The sequence below is a fragment of the Streptomyces sp. NPDC042259 genome, assembly GCF_055582085.1.
This window is the reverse complement of sequence record NZ_JBVJDW010000002.1, coordinates 218,615-238,534: the sequence shown is the minus strand read 5'-3', so window position 1 is coordinate 238,534 and position 19,920 is coordinate 218,615. Positions and strand designations below refer to the sequence as shown.

Annotated in this window: 16 protein-coding genes; 12 read left to right on the top strand and 4 right to left on the bottom strand. The window is 72.8% G+C overall.

The features are described from left to right. Positions 1-26: 26 nt before the first annotated feature. Complete coding sequence (locus tag ACZ6MA_RS06310; RefSeq protein WP_469431525.1) at positions 27-728, top strand: response regulator; 702 nt, start codon at positions 27-29, stop codon at positions 726-728. A 207-nt stretch (positions 729-935) separates the two neighbouring features. On the opposite strand, the gene ACZ6MA_RS06305 is transcribed toward ACZ6MA_RS06310, so the two are convergent. Further along, the gene (locus ACZ6MA_RS06305) at positions 936-2,651 is read right to left on the bottom strand and encodes a GAF domain-containing sensor histidine kinase (protein ID WP_469431524.1); all 1,716 of its coding nucleotides are present in this window, start codon (positions 2,649-2,651) and stop codon (positions 936-938) included. Between the two features lie 263 nt (positions 2,652-2,914). Between ACZ6MA_RS06305 and ACZ6MA_RS06300 the strand changes: the two genes are divergently transcribed. Beyond that, positions 2,915-5,257, top strand: a complete 2,343-nt coding sequence (locus ACZ6MA_RS06300) for an Orn/Lys/Arg family decarboxylase (RefSeq protein WP_469431521.1) — start codon at positions 2,915-2,917, stop codon at positions 5,255-5,257. 292 nt (positions 5,258-5,549) lie between these two features. Here ACZ6MA_RS06300 and ACZ6MA_RS06295 read toward each other — a convergent pair whose 3' ends face one another. Then, a complete protein-coding gene (locus tag ACZ6MA_RS06295) occupies positions 5,550-5,957 on the bottom strand; it encodes a hypothetical protein (protein WP_469431520.1) in 408 nt (135 codons plus the stop codon). Positions 5,958-6,232: 275 nt separating this feature from the next. Between ACZ6MA_RS06295 and ACZ6MA_RS06290 the strand changes: the two genes are divergently transcribed. The 3 genes from ACZ6MA_RS06290 to ACZ6MA_RS06280 all read left to right on the top strand — a co-directional run bounded on the left by ACZ6MA_RS06290 (position 6,233) and on the right by ACZ6MA_RS06280 (position 8,749). Beyond that, positions 6,233-6,403, top strand: coding sequence for a hypothetical protein (locus ACZ6MA_RS06290; protein WP_469431519.1), 171 nt, complete (start codon positions 6,233-6,235; stop codon positions 6,401-6,403). Between the two features lie 88 nt (positions 6,404-6,491). After that, complete coding sequence (locus ACZ6MA_RS06285) at positions 6,492-7,367, top strand: AAA family ATPase (RefSeq protein WP_469431517.1); 876 nt, start codon at positions 6,492-6,494, stop codon at positions 7,365-7,367. Next, a complete protein-coding gene (locus tag ACZ6MA_RS06280; RefSeq protein ID WP_469431516.1) occupies positions 7,364-8,749 on the top strand; it encodes an MFS transporter in 1,386 nt (461 codons plus the stop codon). The genes ACZ6MA_RS06285 and ACZ6MA_RS06280 overlap by 4 nt, the downstream gene beginning before the upstream one ends. A gap of 42 nt (positions 8,750-8,791) precedes the next feature. Here the strand turns inward: ACZ6MA_RS06280 and ACZ6MA_RS06275 are convergent, their stop codons facing one another. Together ACZ6MA_RS06275 and ACZ6MA_RS06270 are read right to left on the bottom strand one after the other, a co-directional pair. After that, positions 8,792-9,268, bottom strand: a complete 477-nt coding sequence (locus tag ACZ6MA_RS06275) for a hypothetical protein (RefSeq protein ID WP_469431515.1) — start codon at positions 9,266-9,268, stop codon at positions 8,792-8,794. Positions 9,269-9,315: 47 nt separating this feature from the next. Continuing rightward, positions 9,316-10,227 (bottom strand): SCO6745 family protein, encoded by a 912-nt coding sequence (locus ACZ6MA_RS06270; protein ID WP_469431514.1) that lies wholly within the window; start codon positions 10,225-10,227, stop codon positions 9,316-9,318. A gap of 473 nt (positions 10,228-10,700) precedes the next feature. On the opposite strand from ACZ6MA_RS06270, the gene ACZ6MA_RS06265 reads away from it, so the two are divergent. From ACZ6MA_RS06265 to ACZ6MA_RS06235, 7 genes are read left to right on the top strand one after another with little or no spacing between them, the layout of a single operon-like run. Then, complete coding sequence (locus ACZ6MA_RS06265) at positions 10,701-11,861, top strand: aromatic ring-hydroxylating oxygenase subunit alpha (RefSeq protein WP_469431512.1); 1,161 nt, start codon at positions 10,701-10,703, stop codon at positions 11,859-11,861. Continuing rightward, on the top strand, positions 11,851-12,576 hold the full coding sequence (locus tag ACZ6MA_RS06260) for a Phenylacetic acid catabolic protein (RefSeq protein WP_469431510.1): 726 nt from the start codon (positions 11,851-11,853) through the stop codon (positions 12,574-12,576). The genes ACZ6MA_RS06265 and ACZ6MA_RS06260 overlap by 11 nt, the downstream gene beginning before the upstream one ends. Further along, positions 12,573-13,757, top strand: coding sequence for a radical SAM protein (locus ACZ6MA_RS06255; protein WP_469431509.1), 1,185 nt, complete (start codon positions 12,573-12,575; stop codon positions 13,755-13,757). Before ACZ6MA_RS06260 ends, ACZ6MA_RS06255 begins: the two co-directional genes overlap by 4 nt. Further along, positions 13,754-17,554 (top strand): beta-ketoacyl synthase N-terminal-like domain-containing protein, encoded by a 3,801-nt coding sequence (locus tag ACZ6MA_RS06250; RefSeq protein WP_469431507.1) that lies wholly within the window; start codon positions 13,754-13,756, stop codon positions 17,552-17,554. Before ACZ6MA_RS06255 ends, ACZ6MA_RS06250 begins: the two co-directional genes overlap by 4 nt. After that, the gene (locus ACZ6MA_RS06245) at positions 17,551-17,907 is read left to right on the top strand and encodes an acyl carrier protein (RefSeq protein ID WP_469431506.1); all 357 of its coding nucleotides are present in this window, start codon (positions 17,551-17,553) and stop codon (positions 17,905-17,907) included. The genes ACZ6MA_RS06250 and ACZ6MA_RS06245 overlap by 4 nt, the downstream gene beginning before the upstream one ends. Then, entirely contained in the window at positions 17,904-18,710 is an 807-nt protein-coding gene (locus tag ACZ6MA_RS06240) for a thioesterase II family protein (protein ID WP_469431505.1), read from the top strand. Before ACZ6MA_RS06245 ends, ACZ6MA_RS06240 begins: the two co-directional genes overlap by 4 nt. Beyond that, positions 18,707-19,876 carry a ferritin-like domain-containing protein gene (locus tag ACZ6MA_RS06235; protein WP_469431503.1) on the top strand — a complete coding sequence of 390 codons (1,170 nt, stop codon included), beginning with the start codon at positions 18,707-18,709 and terminating at the stop codon, positions 19,874-19,876. The genes ACZ6MA_RS06240 and ACZ6MA_RS06235 overlap by 4 nt, the downstream gene beginning before the upstream one ends. Positions 19,877-19,920: the final 44 nt, after the last annotated feature.

The window sequence follows — 19,920 nt, the reverse complement described above, 5'->3', positions numbered from 1 at the left end:
GCCCCGTCAGACAGAGTGAGCAGCACATGGACCAGCACGCCGAGCCCCTGCGCGTCTTCATCCTCGACGATCACGAGGTGGTACGCCGCGGGGTGTGTGATCTCCTCGAGGCGGAGCGGGATATCGAGGTGGTGGGGGAGGCGGCCAACGGCCGCGAGGCGCTCTCGAGGGCGCCCGCCGCCCGTCCGCACGTGGCGATCCTCGACGTACGGCTCGGGGAGACCGGCGCGGACGGCGGCGATCACGAAGGCATCGAGGTCTGCCGCGAGCTGCGGGCGCGCATGCCGGAACTGGCCTGCCTGATGCTGACGTCCTTCGACGACGACGAGGCCCTGTTCGACGCCATCATGGCGGGAGCGGCCGGTTACGTCCTGAAGCAGATCAACGGCTCGGACCTGGTGACCGCGGTCCGTACGGTGGCCACGGGCAAGTCGATGCTCGACCCGCGCACCGCTTCCCGGGTGATGGAACGGCTGCGCGCACCACGGCACCCGGAGGTGACCGAGCCCGGTCCGGAGCTGCTCTCTCCCCGCGAACGGCAGATCCTGGAGCTGATCGGCGCAGGACTGACCAACCGTCAGATAGCCGACCGGCTGTTCCTGGCGGAGAAGACGGTCAAGAACCGCGTCTCCTCCCTCCTGGCCAAGCTGGGCGTCGGCCGCCGCGTCCAGGCAGCGGAAATCGCGGGCCGCCTGCGGGCACAACGGGAGGGGAACGGCACCCGATGACCCGGGTCAGGCGTTTTCCATCGCCGGACGGCCTGGTTTGGGCTGAGCCCAGCCATATCAAGCCCGTCCGGCGATTGAGGACGCGCCCGCAGGGCGCTAAGCCGCCGCAGGCGGCACAACCGGCTGACAGCCGAGGATCCGCCGGCCAGGCGAGGGGCGCTAAGCCGCCGCAGGCGGCAAGACGGCCCGCGGAGAAAGGGCCACACCTCATCGAGGCAACGGCACGCGCCACACGATGCGCGTACCTCCCGGCGCCCCCGACGCCTGCGGCGCCCCGGGCGCGACCGTCAAGTCACCGCCGTGGAGTTCGGCACGGGATCGCATGTTGGCCAGCCCCCCGGAGTGACCGGCGCCGGCCTCGGCCTCGGTTCCCACCCCGTCGTCCGTGACGGTCAGTGTCACCTGGTCGTCCACGAGCAGGGCGACGTCCACCCGGCGGGCCCGCGCGTGGCGGGTGGCGTTGCTGAGGGCCTCGGCCGTCACCGCCAGGACGTGCTCGGCCAGTTCGTCCGGGACGTTGGTGTCCGCCGGGCCCTCGATCCGCAGGGACGGGGGGAAGCCGAGGGCGCTGGCGGCGGTCCGGACGGTCTCCGCCATGCGACGGCGCAAGCCCGGCCCGTCCGTGCCGTCACCGGTCGTACGGAGCGCGAAGATGGTCGAGCGGATGATCTGGATGGTGGTGTCCAGGTCGTTCACCGCGCGGCCGACCCGTTCGGCCGCCTCCGGCCGCTCGATGAGCCGGGTGGCGCTCTGCAGCGTCATACCGGTGGCGAACAGCCGCTGGATCGCGAGGTCGTGCAGGTCCCGGGCGATCCGGTCGCGGTCGTGCAGCACGGCCAGCTCCTCCGATTCGGCGCGGTGCTGGGCGAGTTCCAGGGCGATGGCGGCCTGATCGGCGAAGCCGGAGATCAGCTTCACCTCGAAGTCGTCGAAAGCCGGGCGCCCGGCCAGCCGGCTCAGCCGCAGCGCGCCGGAGGTCCGCGCGTCCGCCCGTAACGGGACCGCGACGGTGGGGCCGCAGCCGTCCTCCGTGTCCTCGTCGAGCGGGTACGCCCGGGGGTCGGCCCGGACGTCCGAACTGGCCACCGGACACCCGGTACGCGCGGCCAGGCCGGCCAGCGACCCCTCGGCCGGTACGACCCGACCGCCGAGGCGGTCCGCGCCGTGGCCGTGCGCCACCTCCACCATCAGCCCGTCCGGTGCCCCCCGTTGCGAGGCCGCCGTCGGAACGGGAAGCAGGACGGCGGCACGGTCGGCGCTCGCGACCTCCATGGCGCGCTCGGCGATGAGGTGCAGCACCCGGGGAGAGTCGGTGCCCGACAACAGACTGCGGGTGATCTCGCCCAACGCCTCCAGCCCGCGTTCCCGGCGACGGCTCTCGTGGTACAGACGGGCGTTGTCGATCGCCACACCGGCCGCGATGGACAAGGTGGTCAGCACCGCCTCGTCGTCCTCGTCGAAGGACGCCCCGCCCCGCTTCTCGGTGAGGTAGAGATTGCCGAAGACCTCGTCCCGGACCCGGACCGGCACCCCCAGGAAGGTCCGCATCGGGGGGTGGTGCTCGGGAAAGCCGTAACTGTGGGGGTGGCCGGAGAGATCGGTGAGCCTGAGCGGTACGGGATGGGTGATGAGTTCACCGAGAATGCCCCGCCCGCAGGGCGTGCGGCCGATCCGCGCAGCCAGTTCGTCGGACATGCCCACGGTCAGGAACTCCGAGAGCCGCTGCCCGTCGCCGACGACGCCGAGCGCCCCGTACTCCGCGTCCGTGAGGGTGACCGCGGCCTGGACGATGCCCCGGAGCACCTGCGGCAGTTCGAGCCCGTGTCCCAGGCTCATGACGGCGTCGAGGAGACTGCGCACCCGGTCCGGTCCCAGCGGCTGCGGCCCTCGCGCCGACCGGGTCTGATCTGCGGATGTGGACATGACTGCTCCCCTGGACCGTGCCTGGTGAGCAGCCTACGCCAGCGCCGCGGCCGGGCCGCGCGGGGGACCGGCGGGCCGGCCGGGGACAGCACGCGCCGACGCCAAGTGTTCGACACGGGCCCGTTGTTCGAGGAAACGGGAGAGTACCCGGGGCGCAACTCCCCTCCGAAGGGTGGTTTGCCCGTCGGCCGGCGGGCGCTTTCCCGGGCGTTGGCGACACTGGCCGATGGACCACAGGGTGATCTCGGAAGCGGGGAAACGATATGGCCGCCGGTACGGTTCTGTTCGCGCTGCGCGAGGACCCGGGGGAAGAGGGCTCCGAAGGCGGGCAGTTGCGCAGGATCCGCGAGGCGGTGGAAGCCCAGGGCCTCGACGTGCGCTGGGCGCGGACCGCGGCCGACGCGCGGGCGGTGCTGCGCACGGAGGCGGGCCTCGCGGCCGCCGTCGTGGCCTGGGACCTCGCCTCGGGCGGCGGCGCCGAGGGGGAGCCGGGCGGCGCGGCGGTGCTGCGCCAGATCGGGCGGCGCTTCAAGGACCTGCCCGTCCTGCTCGTCATGACGGACGAGGCCGACGAGGACCTCGACCGGCTGCCGCTGTGGGTCTCGGAGGCGGTGGTCGGCTACGTCTGGCCGTTGGAGGACACCCCGGCGTTCATCGCCGGACGGATCGTCAGCGCGGCGCGCGCCTATGGCGAGGCGGTGCTGCCGCCGTTCTTCAAGGCGCTGCGGCGCTTCGACGACGCCCACGAGTACTCCTGGCACACCCCGGCCCACGCGGGCGGCGTCGCCTTCCTGAAGTCACCCGTCGGGCGGGCCTTCTTCGACTACTACGGGGAGCGGCTCTTCCGCAGCGATCTGTCCATCTCCGTCGAGGAACTCGGGTCCCTCTTCGAGCACACCGGCCCGATCGGGGACGCGGAGCGCAACGCCGCCCGGATCTTCGGCGCCGAGCGCACCTACTTCGTACTCCACGGTGATTCCACCGCCGACCGCATGGTGGGGCACTTCTGCGTCTCCCGCGACGAGATCGCGCTGGTGGACCGCAACTGTCACAAGTCCGTGCTGCACGGCCTGGTGCTGTCCGGAGCCCGCCCGGTGTACCTCGTCCCCACCCGCAACGGCTACGGGCTGGCCGGCCCGCTGCCGCCCGCCGAGATCCGGGCGGCGGCGGTGGCGGAGCGCATCACCCGCAACCCTTTGGCGAGCGGCGCGCACTCGCCCCGGGCCGAGTACGCCGTGCTCACCAACTCAACCTACGACGGCCTGTGTTACGACGCGGTGCGGGTCGCGCGCGAACTCGCCCCCAGCACCCCGCGGCTCCACTTCGACGAGGCGTGGTTCGCCTACGCGCGCTTCCACCCGCTGTACGCCGGGCGCTACGGGATGTCCGTGGGCCCCGACACCTTCGCCGGCCCCGAACGCCCCACGGTCTTCGCGACCCAGTCCACGCACAAGCTGCTGGCCGCGCTCTCCCAGAGCGCCATGGTCCACATCAGGTCCGCACCCAGGGCCCCGGTGGAGCACGAGCGCTTCAACGAGGCGTTCATGATGCACGGCACCACCTCGCCGCTCTACCCCGCCATCGCCTCCCTCGACGTGGCCGCCGGCATGATGGACGGCCCCCAGGGACACTGGCTGATTGACGAGGCGGTCACCGAGGCCATCCGGTTCCGGCAGGCCGTGGTCCGCACCGGCCGGCGCATCGCGGCCGCCGGGGACCGCCCCGCCTGGTTCTTCGGTGTCTGGCAGCCCGAGACCGTCACCGACCCGGCCACCGGCGCACCGCACGCCTTCGCCGACGCCCCCGCCGACCTGCTCCGCACCCAACCGTCCTGCTGGCAGCTGGAACCGGACGCCGACTGGCACGGCTTCCCCGGCCTCGGGGAGGGCTACGCCCTGCTGGACCCGGTCAAGGTGACACTCACCTGCCCCGGCATCGACGCGACCGGGCGGACCGCCGACCGGGGGATCCCCGCCCGGATCCTGACGGCCTACCTGGCCACCCGGAACATCGTGGTGGAGAAGACCGACACCTACACCACACTCATCCTCTTCTCCATGGGCATCACGAAGGGCAAGTGGGGCACGCTGCTGGACGCCCTGATGGACTTCAAGGCGCTCTACGACGCCGACACACCGCTCGACCGCGTACTGCCCGGCCTGTTCACCCTGCACCCCCGGCGCTACGACGGGATGACGTTGCGGGAGCTGTGCCAGTCCATGCACGAACACCTGCGCCGGGCCGACCTGGTCACCCTGCTGGACACGGCCTTCCAGGACCTGCCGGAGCCCGTCGCGCCACCCCAGTGGTGCTACCGGCAACTGATCCGGGAGGGCACCGAGCGGGTCAGGCTCGCCGACGCCGCGGAGCGCGTGGCGGCGGCCATGGTCACCGTGACACCACCCGGAATCCCCGTCCTGATGCCCGGTGAGTCCACGGGCGGCCCCGACGGGCCCTTGCTGCGCTACCTCGGGGCGCTGGAGGCCTTCGACCGCGAGTTCCCCGGCTTCCGCAGCGAGACCCACGGAGTGACCGTCGACCCGGACAACGGCGACTATCTGATCGAGTGTGTACGCGCGGACCGTGTGACCGCCTCCGGCAACTGACCGGAGGGGCGTGGTGGGACGACTGTCGGAGGGGGACTCGGGGTGACGGGCTGGCGGGCGACAGGATGCGTGGTGGCGCTGACCACGGTCGCCGTGCTCGCCCTGACGGGCGAGGCGGCGGCCGACGAGGCGGGCGCGCGGGCTTCGGTCGGCGGTGCGCCGGTGGTGGAGGCCGTTGTCACCGAACTGCCACGCCTGCTGCCGAACCACCCGCCCTCCCACGTCGGTGTGGACGCCCTGGGCGGCGCGGCGCGAGCGGAAGTCGTCGACACCGGGACGGGGTGTGTGAACGTCACGGCCCACGTCCTCGCCGTCGACGCCGAAGCGTGGCTGAACTGCCGTAAACCACCTGCACCCGCACCGCCCGCTCCCGCGCCTCCGGCCCCCGCACCGCCCGCTCCCGCGCCTCCGGCCCCCGCACCGCCCGCTCCCGCGCCTCCGGCCCCCGCCCCGCCCGCGCCCCCGGCCCCTGCGCCTCCGGCTCCCGCGCCTCCGGCTCCCGCACCACCGGCTCCCGCGCCCCCGGCCCCTGCGCCACCTGCACCCCCCGCTCCCGCGCCTCCGGCTCCTCCAGCCCCCGCGCCGATCCCCCCTGCGCCTCCGGCACCCCCCGCGCCCGCTCCCCCCGCGCCCGCTCCCCCCGCTCCCGCGCCTCCGGCTCCTCCAGCCCCCGCGCCGATCCCCCCTGCGCCTCCGGCACCCCCCGCGCCCGCTCCTCCCGCGCCCGCACCCCCGGCCCCCGCACCCCCGGCCCCCGCGCCTCCGGCCCCCGTGCCCCCGGCGCCGCCCGCACCCCCGGCACCGGGGCCGGCCGCGCCCGCTCCTCCCGCCCCCGGCCGCCCCGCTCCTCCCGCGCCCGGCCGGCCGGGCGCACCCGCACCGCCGCCGGCGGATCTCACGCCCATCGGTGCCGGACCGGCCCGTCCGTCACCCGTCACCACCCCGCCGCCCTCGACGTCGCCACCCGTCCCGCCCGTGCGTACCCGCCCTCACCCACGGCCCGCCTACCGCAACGCCCTCAAGTCCCAGAGCGGGCAGCGCATCCACGCCACCTCGCTGGTCACCCTCACCCTGCTGCTCACCGTTCCCGCGGTCATGGCGGTCGCGCTGCTGCGCCCGCGCTCCGGAGGCCGGCGCGGTCGCTGACCGACGAACGCCTTTGTCCTCGCAAGCACTTGCGAACCGGCCGTGGGACGACTTAGCTGTCGGTGACGTCAAGCAAGCGGGGGATACCATGCGCGACGACCGTGGCGGCCTGGTGGTGCTGGGCACCTCGTCAGAAGTCGGCAAGACACTGATGACGATCGCGATCTGCCGGTGGTTACGTGACCAGGGCGTGAAGACCACTCCGTTCAAGTCCCTCTCGATGCAGCCCGGACAGGCCCTCTATCCCACACCACCCGACGGGGGCATCCACTACCACCAGGCCTACCAGGCCGTCGCCGCCGGGGTGCGGCCCCACGGCGACCTCAATCCGATCGCGCTGTGGGTGACCCCGGAGAGAGTCGCGACGTCCATCCGCGGCAGACGGGCCGACTACTGGCTCGGCCAGCCCGCGCGCGTCTGTACGGACCGTGGCCGGGCCGAGATCGTCGAGGCGTACCGGCGCCTGGCGGAGCAGCACGCGTTCGTCGTGTCCGAGGGGTGCGGCAGCCCGGTGGAGTTGAACCTCAAGGACCGGGACGTGACCAATCTCTGGCTGGCGGACGCGGTCGACGCGCCGTGCGTGCTGGTGTGCAGCACCATTCACACGGGTGTCTTCGCCTCGCTGCTGGGCACGCTGGAGCTGATGGCTCCCAAGGAGCGGCGGCGCGTGGTGGGATTCGTCGTCAACCGCTTCGCCGGCGACCCGCGCGAGTTCGACTCGGCCGTGGAAATCCTCGAACAGAGATCGAACCTGCCCTGTCTCGGTGTCATCCCGCACTTCGACCGGGCGCCGCTGCTCACCTCGGTGCCGACCGGCCCCGACGAGGTGCTGGCGCGCGCCCACTCACCCGAGCTGGACGCGGAGATCTCGGCATGGACGGCCCATGTGAGCCGGCACGTGGCGCTCGACCGGCTGATGGAGGGCGTGCGCGCGTACGCGTCGGTGGCGGACGGAGCGGCGTGAGCCGTTCCCGGACCGGGAACGCGGCGGACACGGCGTCCACCGGGTCCCCCGAAGCACGGGGCGTGGTGTCCTTCGTCGTCATCTGGGTCGGCAGCGCCCTGTCCCAACTGGCCAGCGCGAGCACGAACTTCGCCATGACGGTCTGGCTCTGGCAGCGCAGTCACGCGGCGCTGCCGATCATCGTCCTGGAGCTGTGCTCCTACCTCGCGGTGGTGGTGCTGAGCCCGATCGGGGGAGTGCTCGCCGACCGCTGGGGGCGGCGCCGCACTCTGGTGCTGAGCAGCCTCCTCGGGGCCCTGGTCATCTGCTGTCTGTGGCTGCTGTACGGGCTGGGCGCGCTGAGCGAGACATACGTCTACGGCTCGATGGTGGCCCTGGGCGCGAGCATCACCTTGCAGTACCCGGCGATGGCCGCCACGATCACCGCCCTCGTACCGCCCGCGCAGTACGCGCGCGCCAACGGCCTGCTCTCGCTGTCCGTCTCCGTGTCCGGGGTCGTCGCCCCCGCCTTGGGCGCGTTCCTGATGTCCGCCGCGAGCCTCGCCGTGGTGTTCGTGGTCGACGTGGCCAGCTACGCGATCGCCCTCGCCACGCTCCTCGTGCGCGTCCCGCGGCCCGCCGCCCCGGACCGCGGCGGGCCACCGGGGGAGAGGCCCAAGGCCGGAGCCCGCCTGCGAGCCGACCTCACCCTCGGATTCCGCTTCATCTCGGGACAACCGGGGCTGCTGGCCCTCCAGGTGTGCTTCTTCGTCTTCTTCTTCGCCGGCATGTTCGGAGTGCTGCTCGCACCCATGGTGCTGGCCAGGACGGGCGGGAACAACGCGGCGCTGGCGGGGGTGCTCAGCGCCGCGGGGGTGGGCGGTGTGCTCGGTGGTCTGGCGACCACGGCGTTCGGCATCCTGCGGGCCCGCCCGCTGTATGTGATCTTCGCGGGTTTCGTCGTCACCGGGCTGCTGGGGCAGCTTCCCTATGGCCTCAGCACCCGCACATCCGTGTGGTGGGCGACCTCGTTCGTCGGAGCCTTCGTCTTCCCCTTCATCCTGGCGGCCCATCAGTCGATCTGGCAGACCAGGGTTCCGGTGGAGATCCAGGGGCGGGTCTTCGCCGCCCGGCGGGTGCTCACCGAATCCGCCGGGCCGCTCGCCCTGGTGCTGGCGGGTCCGCTGGCCGACCATGTCTTCGAACCCGCCATGCGCGGCTCGCTCGGTTCCTCGGCCGGATGGCTGGTGGGCACCGGGGCGGGCTCCGGCATGGCACTGCTGCTGGTGCTGTCCGGCCTGCTGTCGGTGCTGACCGGCTGTATCGGCTTCCACGCCGTCCGGCTGCCCGCGACGGACCCCCACCGGGACACGCCGGTGCACCAGCCGCTCGATCGCGGGTAGCGGACGGGTGGCAGCGGCCGGACGAGCCGCTGCCGTGCCGTGTCAGGTACGGAAACCGAGCGAGGCGACGTACGCGAAGTCCTGCGAGGCGTTGAGGATCCGGGTGAGGACGAAGTCGTCGTACAACCCCGGTGGCACCTCGGTGTCGATCCGTACGCGCACACTGAGGAACAGGGGCGAGGGGCGGTTCGCGAGGGCGAGGGGGATCTCCTTGCGGTTCTGGTCCGCGCTGGTCATCCGGGCCGTCGCCAGGACCGTCTCCACGCTGTGGTACGGCCGGGCCGGGTCCGGCAGATAGGCCGTCACCGTGACCAGATGCCCCGGATAGCCGGAGAACGTCTCCACCCCCTCGGTGACCACCACCAGTGCCATGCCGTCCGGGCCCTGCGGGTTGCTCCTTTCCAGGGTCAAGGGCACCTCGGCGGACAGCCCGGAGTAGTGGGCGTCGTCGTACAACCCCGGTTCGTCACCGAGGTGGACCCGTCCTTGCCATACCAGTTCCGGCTTCGGGCTGCGCATGGAGCATCTCCGTTCGGTGAGCTGTGCCGAGCTGTCTGCCGAGCTGTCTACCGAGCTGTCTCCGGGGTGGTCCGGGCTGTCTCCGGGCCGTCCCCGGCCTCCGGGCGGGGCAGGCCGATGGGGTTGGGGAAGGGGAGGACACCGGCCGCCAGGACCCGGGACACGGCCGGTCCCAACGCCGCGATCAGGGCATCCGCCTCGTCGGCCCGCCCCAGCGGGCGCAGCAGCCGGGCCGACAGCCGGTCGGTCTCGTCCTCGACGTGCTGCCGCCGCTCGCGGCCCGCTCGGGTGCACGCGGTGCCCACCGGCTCCATAAGGCCCCGCTGCCGCAGCCGTTCCCGCGCGGCCTCCCACTCCTCCTCGCTCCAGCCCCTGTCCTGCCGCATCCCCTCCGTGGGCACCCGGCCGGTGGCCGCCGCGAGCAACAGCGCCTCACAGCCGTCGAGTTCATGGTCGGCGAGCACCGCCGCGTGGGCATCACCCCGGTACTCGCGGACCGTGGTGGCCAGCTGCCACAGCCGCTCCACCGGATCGGCCGCGGTGTCCCCGCACAGCTCCCGGTTGGCGGCGAACAGCGGGCGGGCGCCGGCCGGCGCCGCGTCGATCATGGCGCGCAACGGGCGCTCCACGCGTGCGGACAGTTCCTCGGTCTCCGGAGCGAGCGCGCGCAGGGCGGCCGCGGCGGCGCGCGACCGGTGGGTGAGGGCCTCGGCCGGGGTGACCGTGTCCCAGGCCGCGGGCAGGGCCCGGGCGATCATCGACGGTGCGAAGACGGAGAACACGGCGGCGGTCAGGCCCGGCCCGACCGGTCCCAGCGGAGCCGCGCGGGTGGCGAAGTAGCCCATCCAGAAGCCCTTGAGGCCCAGCTCGCGGCCCATGCCACGGCACCGGGGGTGGAAGTAGACCACCGCGTGCAGGGGTTCGGTCCGTAACCACAGCATCCGCGCTCTGCGCTCCATGGGGTGGGAGGTTACCTCCGGGTCAGGTCACCGGCGGCGTGCGCGGAACCGCCGGTGACGCGCCGACGGCGAATTACGGCCAGTCGTATGCCCCGCGGCACCGGTCGGGGAGCGGGCCGGGCGCCCAGTCGCCGTATTCCGGTCGCCCGGGGTCGTCGCTGCTCATCGCTGGGCCGGGCGGCATCCGTTACCGGCCCGCACCGGTCCGGTGTCAAATGGCCGAAGTCCGCCCGTCGTACGCCGCACGGCGCTTGACGTATCCCGGCACGGCGCGAAGACTCGAACGGACGTCGGGATGACACGGCGGAAATCCGCCCGCATCGCCGCACCCACGAAGCGTGCGCCCTCAGTGCGGCGCGACACGCGTACCGGCACGGGCACCGCCCGCAGCCTCGGTCCAGGAAGAGTCCTCATCCCCCCACCCCACGACTCACCCGACCCTGCGATCCACGCTCGTCCGAGAGGAATCTCCGGTGGATCACGCCTCTCAGGTCCGCATCATCGAGGAATTGCTCGCCTTCGAGGAGCAGCGCACCACGGACATGGCCGGCCAGGACAACGAGTACCACAACCCGGTGTCCGTCTATACCGATCCCACCCGCTTCGAGGCCGAGGTGGACCGGATCTGGTACCGCACCCCGCTCGCCGTCGGTCACGTGGGGGAATTCCCCCGGGCGGGCGCGTTCAAGACCCTCACCGTCGGCAAGGTCCCGCTGCTGGTGGTACGGGGGAAGGACGACCGCGTCAGGGCGTTCGTCAACGTCTGCCGGCATCGTGGCACGGTCCTCGTCGAGGAGCCCGAAGGCCGGGCCAACGCGTTCGCGTGCCCGTACCACGCCTGGACCTACGGGCAGGACGGCGCGCTCCGCCACGTCCCCGACGACTTCGGCTTCCCCACCGTCGCGTCCGCCAAGGACGACTACGGTCTGCGCGAGCTGTGGTGCCAGGAGCACGCCGGCTTCGTCTACGTCCAGGCCGACGGAAACACCCCACGCCGCCCGCTCGGGGACTGGCTCGCCGACGTGGGCACCGATCTGCGCGATCTCGGTCTCGACGACTTCGTGTGCCTGGACGCCTCCCGGGCCCCGCACCCGGTCAACTGGAAGCTGCCGTTCGATATCTTCCTGGAGAACTACCACACCAAGTTCACCCACCGGAAGACGATCTACCCGGTCTTCCTCTCGAACGTGGCGAAGTTCGACCGGTTCGGCCCGCACATCCGGTGCGTGCTGCCGCGCCGGGAGATCACCGAACTCCGGCACATCGACCGGAGCAAGTGGGACCTGGTGGAACAGTCCACCATCCTGTACGTCGTCTGGCCCAACACCATGATCGCGGTGCTGCCCGAGCACGCCGCCGTCTGGCACGTCTACCCCGACGGGGTCGGGCACTGCACCCTGCACTTCTACGCCCTGCTCGCCCGGCGGCTGCACGAGTCCGAGGCCGAACAGGAGACGTGGAAGAAGAGCCTGAAGGTGGTGCAGAAGGTAAAGCGCGAGGACGCGGAGCGTTTCCTGTCCATCCAGCGCGGGCTGGAGTCCGGTGCCAACCCGGCCCTGACCTTCGGCCGGTACGAAAAGGCCATCTCCTGGTTCCACCAGAGCATCGAGGAGGCGCTCACGCGTGACCACTGACACCGCGCCGGAGGTTCTCCGGGTCGAGACACCCGAAGAGTTCCGCTCGATGCCCCAGGAGTACCAGGAACTGGCCACGCACCAGATGATGGTGCACACCGAGGGCGAACTCTCGGGGGCCGACGACTACTTGCAGATCTTCTTCCCCATCGCGCCCAGCGCCTACGAGCGCAAGGTGTGCTGCGAGCGCGCCGCCGAAGAGGTCGATCACTACATGATCGGTGCCGCCGTGCTGAACGACCTCGGCATCGACACCGACTACATGCTCCACCAGAAGCTGATGGAGCGCGGACTGTACGCGTCCCCCGCCATCCACAAGATCAAGACGTGGCCGCAGCGCGCGCTCTTCTCCTATCTCGGCGAGGACGCGGTCCTGGACCACATCAGGGAGATGGCGCAGAGCAGCTACCGGCCCTGGGCCGACTCCTTCGACAAGGTCATCAAGGACGAGCTCGTCCACGTCGGACACGGCCGGCGCATCGTCCGCGAACTCATGCGCACCCCCGAGGGCACCGCGGAGGTCCAGGCCACGCTGGACCGCATGTGGCCGTTCATCCTCAGTCTGTTCGGCAGCGACAAGTCCACCCGGTCCCCGCAGTACCTCCGGTGGGGGCTGCGGCAGAAGACCAACGCACAGGCCCGCCAGGACTTCGTGGCGCGCGTCGTACCCGAACTGACCCGCATCGGACTGACCGTACCCGGAACCGCCGCATGAAGCAGTTCCTCCCCATGCCGCAACTGCCCGGCCGCTCCCGCTCCACGGCTCCCGAGCGGGGCGGCTGGGGGCAGCGGCTGCGCCGGATCCTGGCCTCGGACCCCGCCCTCCGGCAACGCTTCGACGCCATCCGGCACTACGCGGCCGGCATCCGCGCCTCGGAATACCACCTCACCAACGCCTGCAACATCCGCTGCAAGGGCTGCTGGTTCTTCACCTACGAATTCCAGAAGGCCTCCCGGGAGAACACCGACCTGGCCGACCTCAAGGCGTTCGTGGCCGACGAAGCCGCCCGCGGCATCAACACCGCCCTGCTCATCGGGGGAGAGCCGACGCTCTTCCTCGACCGGATCGCGGTCTACCGCGAGGCCATGGAACGGGTGACCATCTCCACCAACGGCCTGCGGCCACTGCCCCGCGCCGGCTTCGAGGACGTCACCGTCGCCGTATCACTGTTCGGCGGGGGCCCGCTGGACGACGAACTGCGGGCCATCCGGCCGAGCGGCAAACGGTTCGCGGACCTCTTCGGCACCGCGCTCGGCCACTACACCGACGACCCCCGCGCCGGATTCGTCTACGCCCTGTCCGAGGACGGCATCGACCACATCGAGGACACCGTCCGCCGCATCCACGACAACGGCAACCGGGTGCACTTCAACTTCTACAGCAGCTACGACACCGACGATCCGCTGCGTGGCGTGCGCGGCCGTGAACTGCTCGCGGAAGCGCTGCGTGTACGGGAGCTCTACCCCGGCACCGTCGCCAGCCACCCCTACACGATCGAGGTGATGATCACCGGCGACGCGCACTGGGACTCCTTCGGCTACGACGTCTGCCCCAGCATCAGCGCCCGCCACCCCGCCCACCACGCCCGCACGCGCAACGGCAACCCCGTGCTGCCGCAGTTCAACACCTGGGCCGCCGACCTGGAGACCGTGCACTTCTGCTGCACCAGCGGACACTGCGAGTCGTGCCGGGACAGCCAGGCCGTCTTCAGCTGGCTCATGGTCAGCCCACGGCACTTCCTGGACAGCGCCGAGCAGCTGTGGACCTGGGTGCACATCGCGGAGAGCTACTGGAGCCAGTTCTACTGGTCCCCGTTCCACCCCGCCCACCGGTCTTCCGGGCCCCCGGGCCCGGCACCGGCGCCGGCGACGAGCGCACCGCGGGAGGGTGTGTGACACCACGGGACTGGAGCATCCCCCACCACCTCACGGGCCGGCGGGCCCCCGTCTCCAGCCTGGTGGAGGCCGTACGCTTCCGGGCGGCCACCACCCCCGACCAGGTCGGCTACGTCCTGCACCATCCGTGTGACGACGGCCCCGACGACGTCCAGCCGCTCGGCTACGGCGAACTCGACGAGCGCGCCCGGCGCGCCGCCGCCCATCTGCGCGACGGCCGCCGCCCCCCGTCCGGCGCCGGGCCGGGCCCCCGCGCCGTGCTGCTGTACCCGCCTCCGTCCGCCGACTACATCGCCGCGTTCTTCGGCTGCATGTACGCCGGGTTCCTCCCGGTGCCCGCCTACCCGCCGATGACCCCCGACCAGTGGGGCGCGCTCGCCGCCGTGATCGCCGATTGCGACGCGGAGGTGGTGTGCACCACGACCGCCCTCCACGAGTACGTCACGTCCTCCCTCGCCTCGGCGGGCCTCACCGCCGTACGCACCGTGGCCACCGACCGGCCGGCCCCGCCGCTGGAGGAGGCCGGGATCCGCCGCCCCGGCCCCGACGAGGCGGCGTTCCTCCAGTACACCTCCGGCAGCACCGGCCGGCCCAGGGGAGTGGTCGCCCTCCAGCGCAACGTTCTGGCCAACCTCGAGGTGATCGAGTCGGCGTTCGGCCACGGCCCCGCGTCCACCGGGGTGATCTGGCTGCCGCCCTACCACGACATGGGGCTGATCGGCGGCATCCTCACCCCCCTGCACCAGGGCTTCCCCGTCCACCTCAGCTCACCGCTGGCCTTCCTGCGCGACCCCCTGTCCTGGCCGCGCCTGATCTCCCGGGTGGGGGCCACCACCAGCGGCGGACCGGACTTCGCCTACGCGCTGTGCGCCCGCAAGGCACGGCCCGAGGACGTGGCCGAACTGCGCCTGGACTCCTGGGACGTGGCGTTCAACGGCGCCGAGATGCTGCGCCCGCGCACCCTGGAGGACTTCACCGCCGTCTTCGCCCCCGCCGGCTTCCGCCGCTCCGCCTTCCTGGCCTGCTACGGGCTCGCCGAGAGCACCCTGATGGTCACCGGCACCCCCAAGCACCGCGAACCCCTCGTGCTCCCCGGCGACGCGGCGGTGGCCAGCGGCGAGCGATGCGACGGCGAACTGGTCCTCGCCACCCCCGACGGACGGCGGATCACCGACGACGGCCGGGAAGGCGAGATCTGGCTGCGCGGGCCGAGCGTGTGCGAGGGCTACTGGGGCCGCCCGGAGGACAGCGCGGCCACCTTCGGCGCCCGCCTCGCCGACGGCAGCGGCCCGTATCTGCGCACCGGCGACCTCGGCTATCTGCACGGCGGACAACTCGTGGTCGTCGGGCGGCTGAAGGAACTCATCATCGTGCGCGGCCGGAACATCGCCCCCGCCGCCGTGGAGGACGCCGCCTGGCGGAGCGCCCCGGCCCTGCGCCCGGGATGCGTGGCCGCGTTCGCCCTCGACGGGGTCCACGGCGAGGAGGTCGCCGTCGTCGCCGAGGTGCGCCACCGCGACCCGGCCGGCGGCACCCCGGCCGAAAGCGCCCTGTTCGAGAAGACGGTGCGCCAGGTCAGAGCCGCCGTGTCCCGGGCCTGCGGCGTCGGCGTACGGCTCGTGGTCCTCGTGCCCCCGGGCACCGTCCCGAAGACCACCAGCGGCAAGGTGCGCCGCTCCCTCAGCCGCGATCTGCTGCTGCGCGGCGCCCTGACCGCACTGCACAGGGCCGACTCCGGCGCCGGCCCCGCACCGCGCCCGCTCCCCGCCCCCGCCGCGGGCGGCGGCCTGCCCCTCGCCGAGGCGGTGACCCGGCAGGCGGTGGCGGCCGTGCTCCGCGTACCGGCCCACACCGTGGACCGCCGGCGCCCCTGGAGCGAACTGGGCCTGGACTCCCTGGGCCTCACCGAGGTGGCGGCGTGCCTGGAGGAGCGCACCGGCGCGGAGGTCCCGGTGAGCATGCTCTTCGACCACCCATGCGTCAGCGCCCTCGCCGACGAACTGGACCGGCGGACCCGCACGGCCACCGCCCCGGACACGGCCGGCCGGCCGCACGTCCCCCCGGCCCCGCCGCACCCCCAAACCACGCGTGAACCCATCGCCGTCGTCGGCATGGCCTGCCGCTTCCCCGGCGGCACCGACAACCCCGACGCGTACTGGGAGCTGATACGGCGCGGCCTCGACGCCACCGAGGAACCCTCCGGCGACCGGGCCCGGCTGACCGGTGCGCGCACGGACGAAAGGCGGCTCGGCGCCCTGGAGGGTATCGAGTGCTTCGACGCGCCCCTGTTCAAGGTGAGCGCACCCGAGGCGCGGGCCATGGACCCGCAGCACCGGCTGCTGCTGGAGACCACCTGGGCGGCCCTGGAGGACTCCGGCGCCGACCCGCTCGCGCAGCGCGGCTCGCGCACCGGCGTGTACGTCGGCATCTCCGCCGCGGACTACGCGCGGATCGCCGAACAGTCACCGCTGTCCCGGTTCTCCGCCGTCGGCGCCAGCCCCTCCGTCGCGGCCGGGCGCCTGTCGTACCACTTCGGGCTGCGCGGCCCGTCCCTGTCCGTCGACACCGCCTGCTCCTCCTCGCTGACGGCCGTGCACCTGGCGGTCTCGGCGCTGCGCCTGGGCGAATGCGAACGGGCCATCGTCGGCGGGGTGAACCTGGTGCTCGCCCCGGAGCCGACCGCCGCCCTGGACCGGCTCGGTGTGCTGTCCCCCTCCGGCCGCTGCCTGCCGTTCGACGCGGCCGCCGACGGCTACGTACGCGGCGAGGGATGCGGGGTGGTCGTCCTCGTGCCGCTGTCCGCCGCCCGCGAACAGGGGCTGCCGGTGCGGGCGGTCATCCGTGGCAGCGCCCTGGACCACAACGGCACGGGCAACGGCATCACCGCCCCGTCCGGTCTCGCCCAACGGGACGTCATCACCGCCGCGCTGCGGGACGCCGCCCTGCCCCCGTCCCGCGTCGGATACCTGGAGGCCCACGGCTCGGGCACCGTGCTGGGCGACGCCGTCGAGCTGGGCTCCGCCGCCGTCCTGGCGGCCGACGACCGCGACCGGCCGCTGTACCTGGGCTCGGTGAAGGGCGTCCTCGGGCATCTGGAGGCGGCGGCGGGCATCGCGGGCCTGATCAAGACGGTCCTCGCCCTGGAACACGGCGAGATCCCCCCGACCCGCGGCGCAAGCGGCCCGAACCGCACCGCCGACTGGGCGGCCGGGCGGCTGGCCGTGACCGCCGAACCGATCTCGTGGCCGGCCCACGACGACGCCCCCCGCGCCGCCGGAGTCAGCTCCTTCGGCTTCAGCGGCACCAACGTCCACGTGGTCCTCGAACAGGCCCCGCCGCCCGAGCCGCGCATCCCACGGCCCCCCGGGCCCCGGCGGCGCTTCGCCGTCCCGGTCTCCGCCCGTACCGACGCCGCGCTGCGCGCGAGCGTCGAGCGGCTCGCCACGGCGCTCCGCCGCACCCCGCACGACCTGGCGGACGTCGCGGGCACCCTGGCGTGGCACCGCCCGGTCCTCGCCGCACGCGTGGCCTTCCACGCCGACGGGACGGCGGAACTGCTCGACGCCATGGACAAGTGGCTCACCGACGCCCCCCTCCCGGGCGGCCGCGACACCGTACCGGACCGCACGGGCCCACAGGACGCCCACGCCCCCTACGACGCCGCCTGCGCCCGGTACGTCGCCGACGGCACCCTCACCGGCCTGCGCGCCCTCACCCCGGAGCCGCTCCGACGGGTGCGCCTGCCGTCCTACCCCTTCGAACGACGCCCCTACTGGATCGGCGGAGGCCGAACGTGAACGATGAAATGACCTCTCCCCATCCCGTCACGACCCCCGCCATGACCCCCGACGCGGCGCTCGAAATCCTCGGGGACCTGGAAGCCGGCCCCACCGTGCTGCGTGCCGCCGCGCTCGTCCACCTCACCGCCCTGGTGCGCCGGGGGCTGGAACTGGACGACACCGAGGACGTCCCCGACGACGTCCCCGTCGACCAGCTCGGTGTGGACTCCCTGCTCGCCCTGGAAATCGGCGATCAGGTCTTCGACGCGACCGGTGCCGTACTGACCGTGGAGGACGTCGCCCAGCGCCCCACCCTCGGCGGGCTGGCCGCGCTGATCGTCGCCGATCTGCGGAAACAGCCGCCCACGTGACGCCGACTCCCGTGCTGTGCGTTCCCTACGCGGGCGCCACTGGTCTGGCGTACGCCAGGCTGGCCCGCCCGGCGGGCCCACAGCTGCGCTTCACCGGACTCGACCTGCCGGGGCGCGGCGCTCTCGCGGACCGCCCGCCACCGCGTGACGTGGCGGAAGCCGTCGCCGCGCTGCGCGCCCAGGCCACCCCGGCGGCACGGGCCGGGACACGGTACGCGGTGCTCGGGCACAGCCTGGGCGCCCTGCTGGCCCATCGACTGGTGGCGGCCCTGAGCGCGGGAGAGCACCAGGGCCCGTGGACACCACCGAGCCTGCTCGTGGTGTCCTGCTGCCCGCCACCGCACCTGGCGGGCCGTCTGGGCGCGGGAGCGGAGGACCTCTTGGGCGCCGCCGCCCGCGAACTGCGGTCCACCTCCCGGCGTGCCGGGGCGGAGGGCACCTGGGCGGCCGGCCGGCCGGATCTCGCACTGGGCCGCGAACTGGCCGACGCCGCCGGCCCGCCGCGGGGCGCGCCCCGCCCGGTGGACATCCCCGTGCTGGGGCTGTACGGCGCGGATGACCCCCTGTTTCCCGGGGAGACCGTGCGGGGCTGGGAGCGGTGGACCCGCGCCGGATTCACCGCCCGGGAGGTGCCCGGAGGGCACTTCTGCTTCCGTCAGCACGCCGCGGCGTACGTCACGACGATCCGGGAGGCGCTGCACACCCTCACACACGAATCCGGTCCGCCACCGGTGACCGGCCGACAGACGCCACGGCGCGAGGGCGTCATGACATCCGAAGGCGATGAGATGGGGCGGGCATGAGCGGCACGAGCATGGCGGACACCGGGGAGGAGACGACGCCCTTCGCGGTCCCGTCCGCCGCGGTGAGCCGGATGACCTGGGACTACGACGTCACCGACGAGCGGCTGATGGCGCTCTACCAGCGGGGCAAGGACCGCCAGTGGGACGCCGCCACGCGCATTCCCTGGCAGCTGGAGGTGGACCGGGCCAACCCGCTCGGCCAGAGCGAGGAGTTGCTGCCCATCCACGGGTCGCGCGACTGGCAGCGCTTCCACCACGACCGCCACTTCGTGGCGGATGTGTTCCTGCACACCACGGCCTGGCAGTTCAGCCAGTTCCTGCACGGGGAACAAGGCGCCCTGGTGTGCGCCTCACGCATCGTGGAGACCGTGCCCGGGCTGGAGGCGAAGTTCTACGCCAGCACCCAGGTCGTCGACGAGGCCCGGCACCTGGAGGCCTATTCCCGCTTCGTCAACGAGAAACTCGGGCTGATGTACCCGGTCAACCCCGCGCTGCGCACCCTCCTGGGCCAGACGCTCGCCGACTCGCGGTGGGACATCCCGTACCTGGGGATGCAGGTCCTGATCGAGGGACTGGCCCTGGCGGCGTTCGGGCTGCTGCGGGACGCCACCGCGCACACCGCGCCCCTGCCGCACGCCCTGCTCGCCTATGTGATGCAGGACGAGGCCCGGCACGTGGCGTTCGGCCGGATGGCGCTCAAGGAGCTGTACGCCGATCTCAGCGACGCGGAGCTGAAGAGCCGCCAGGAGTTCGTCATCGAGGGGTCGCATCTGCTGTTCCGGCGGTTCCGGGGCGACGAGATGTGGGACGCGCTGGGGCTCGACACCGCCGACTGCGTGGCGAGCGCCGACCGGTCACCCTCGATGAGGGCGTACCGCAAGCTGCTGTTCAGCCGGATCGTGCCCTGCCTGCGCGACATCGGCCTGTGGAGCGACCGGGTGGCGCGGGAGTACGAGAAGCTGGGCGTACTGGAGTGGGCGAAGGAGGATCTGGACAGCCTGCTGCGCCGCGACGAGGATGTCGCCCGGGCCGCCGAGCGACAGCAGCGTGAGCTGGCCGCGCGCCACGCCCAGGTCGCGGAGACCATCGCCATGGGTTCCGCGGACACGGAGGGTTCCCCGGACGCGGGTTCGCCGGACGCGGGCGGGGCGGCCACGACGAGCTGATCCCGCTCGGACGCCGGTGCGGGACCGACGGGAGGACCGATCCG

Excerpts from the sequence above, each read along its gene's own strand:
- ACZ6MA_RS06270 (WP_469431514.1), bottom strand. The coding sequence starts at position 10,227 with ATGGAGCGCAGAGCGCGGATGCTGTGGTTACGGACCGAACCCCTGCAC.
- ACZ6MA_RS06310 (WP_469431525.1), top strand. The coding sequence starts at position 27 with ATGGACCAGCACGCCGAGCCCCTGCGCGTCTTCATCCTCGACGATCAC.
- ACZ6MA_RS06275 (WP_469431515.1), bottom strand. The coding sequence starts at position 9,268 with ATGCGCAGCCCGAAGCCGGAACTGGTATGGCAAGGACGGGTCCACCTC.
- ACZ6MA_RS06235 (WP_469431503.1), top strand. The coding sequence starts at position 18,707 with ATGAGCGGCACGAGCATGGCGGACACCGGGGAGGAGACGACGCCCTTC.
- ACZ6MA_RS06255 (WP_469431509.1), top strand. The coding sequence starts at position 12,573 with ATGAAGCAGTTCCTCCCCATGCCGCAACTGCCCGGCCGCTCCCGCTCC.
- ACZ6MA_RS06305 (WP_469431524.1), bottom strand. The coding sequence starts at position 2,651 with ATGTCCACATCCGCAGATCAGACCCGGTCGGCGCGAGGGCCGCAGCCG.
- ACZ6MA_RS06300 (WP_469431521.1), top strand. The coding sequence starts at position 2,915 with ATGGCCGCCGGTACGGTTCTGTTCGCGCTGCGCGAGGACCCGGGGGAA.
- ACZ6MA_RS06285 (WP_469431517.1), top strand. The coding sequence starts at position 6,492 with ATGCGCGACGACCGTGGCGGCCTGGTGGTGCTGGGCACCTCGTCAGAA.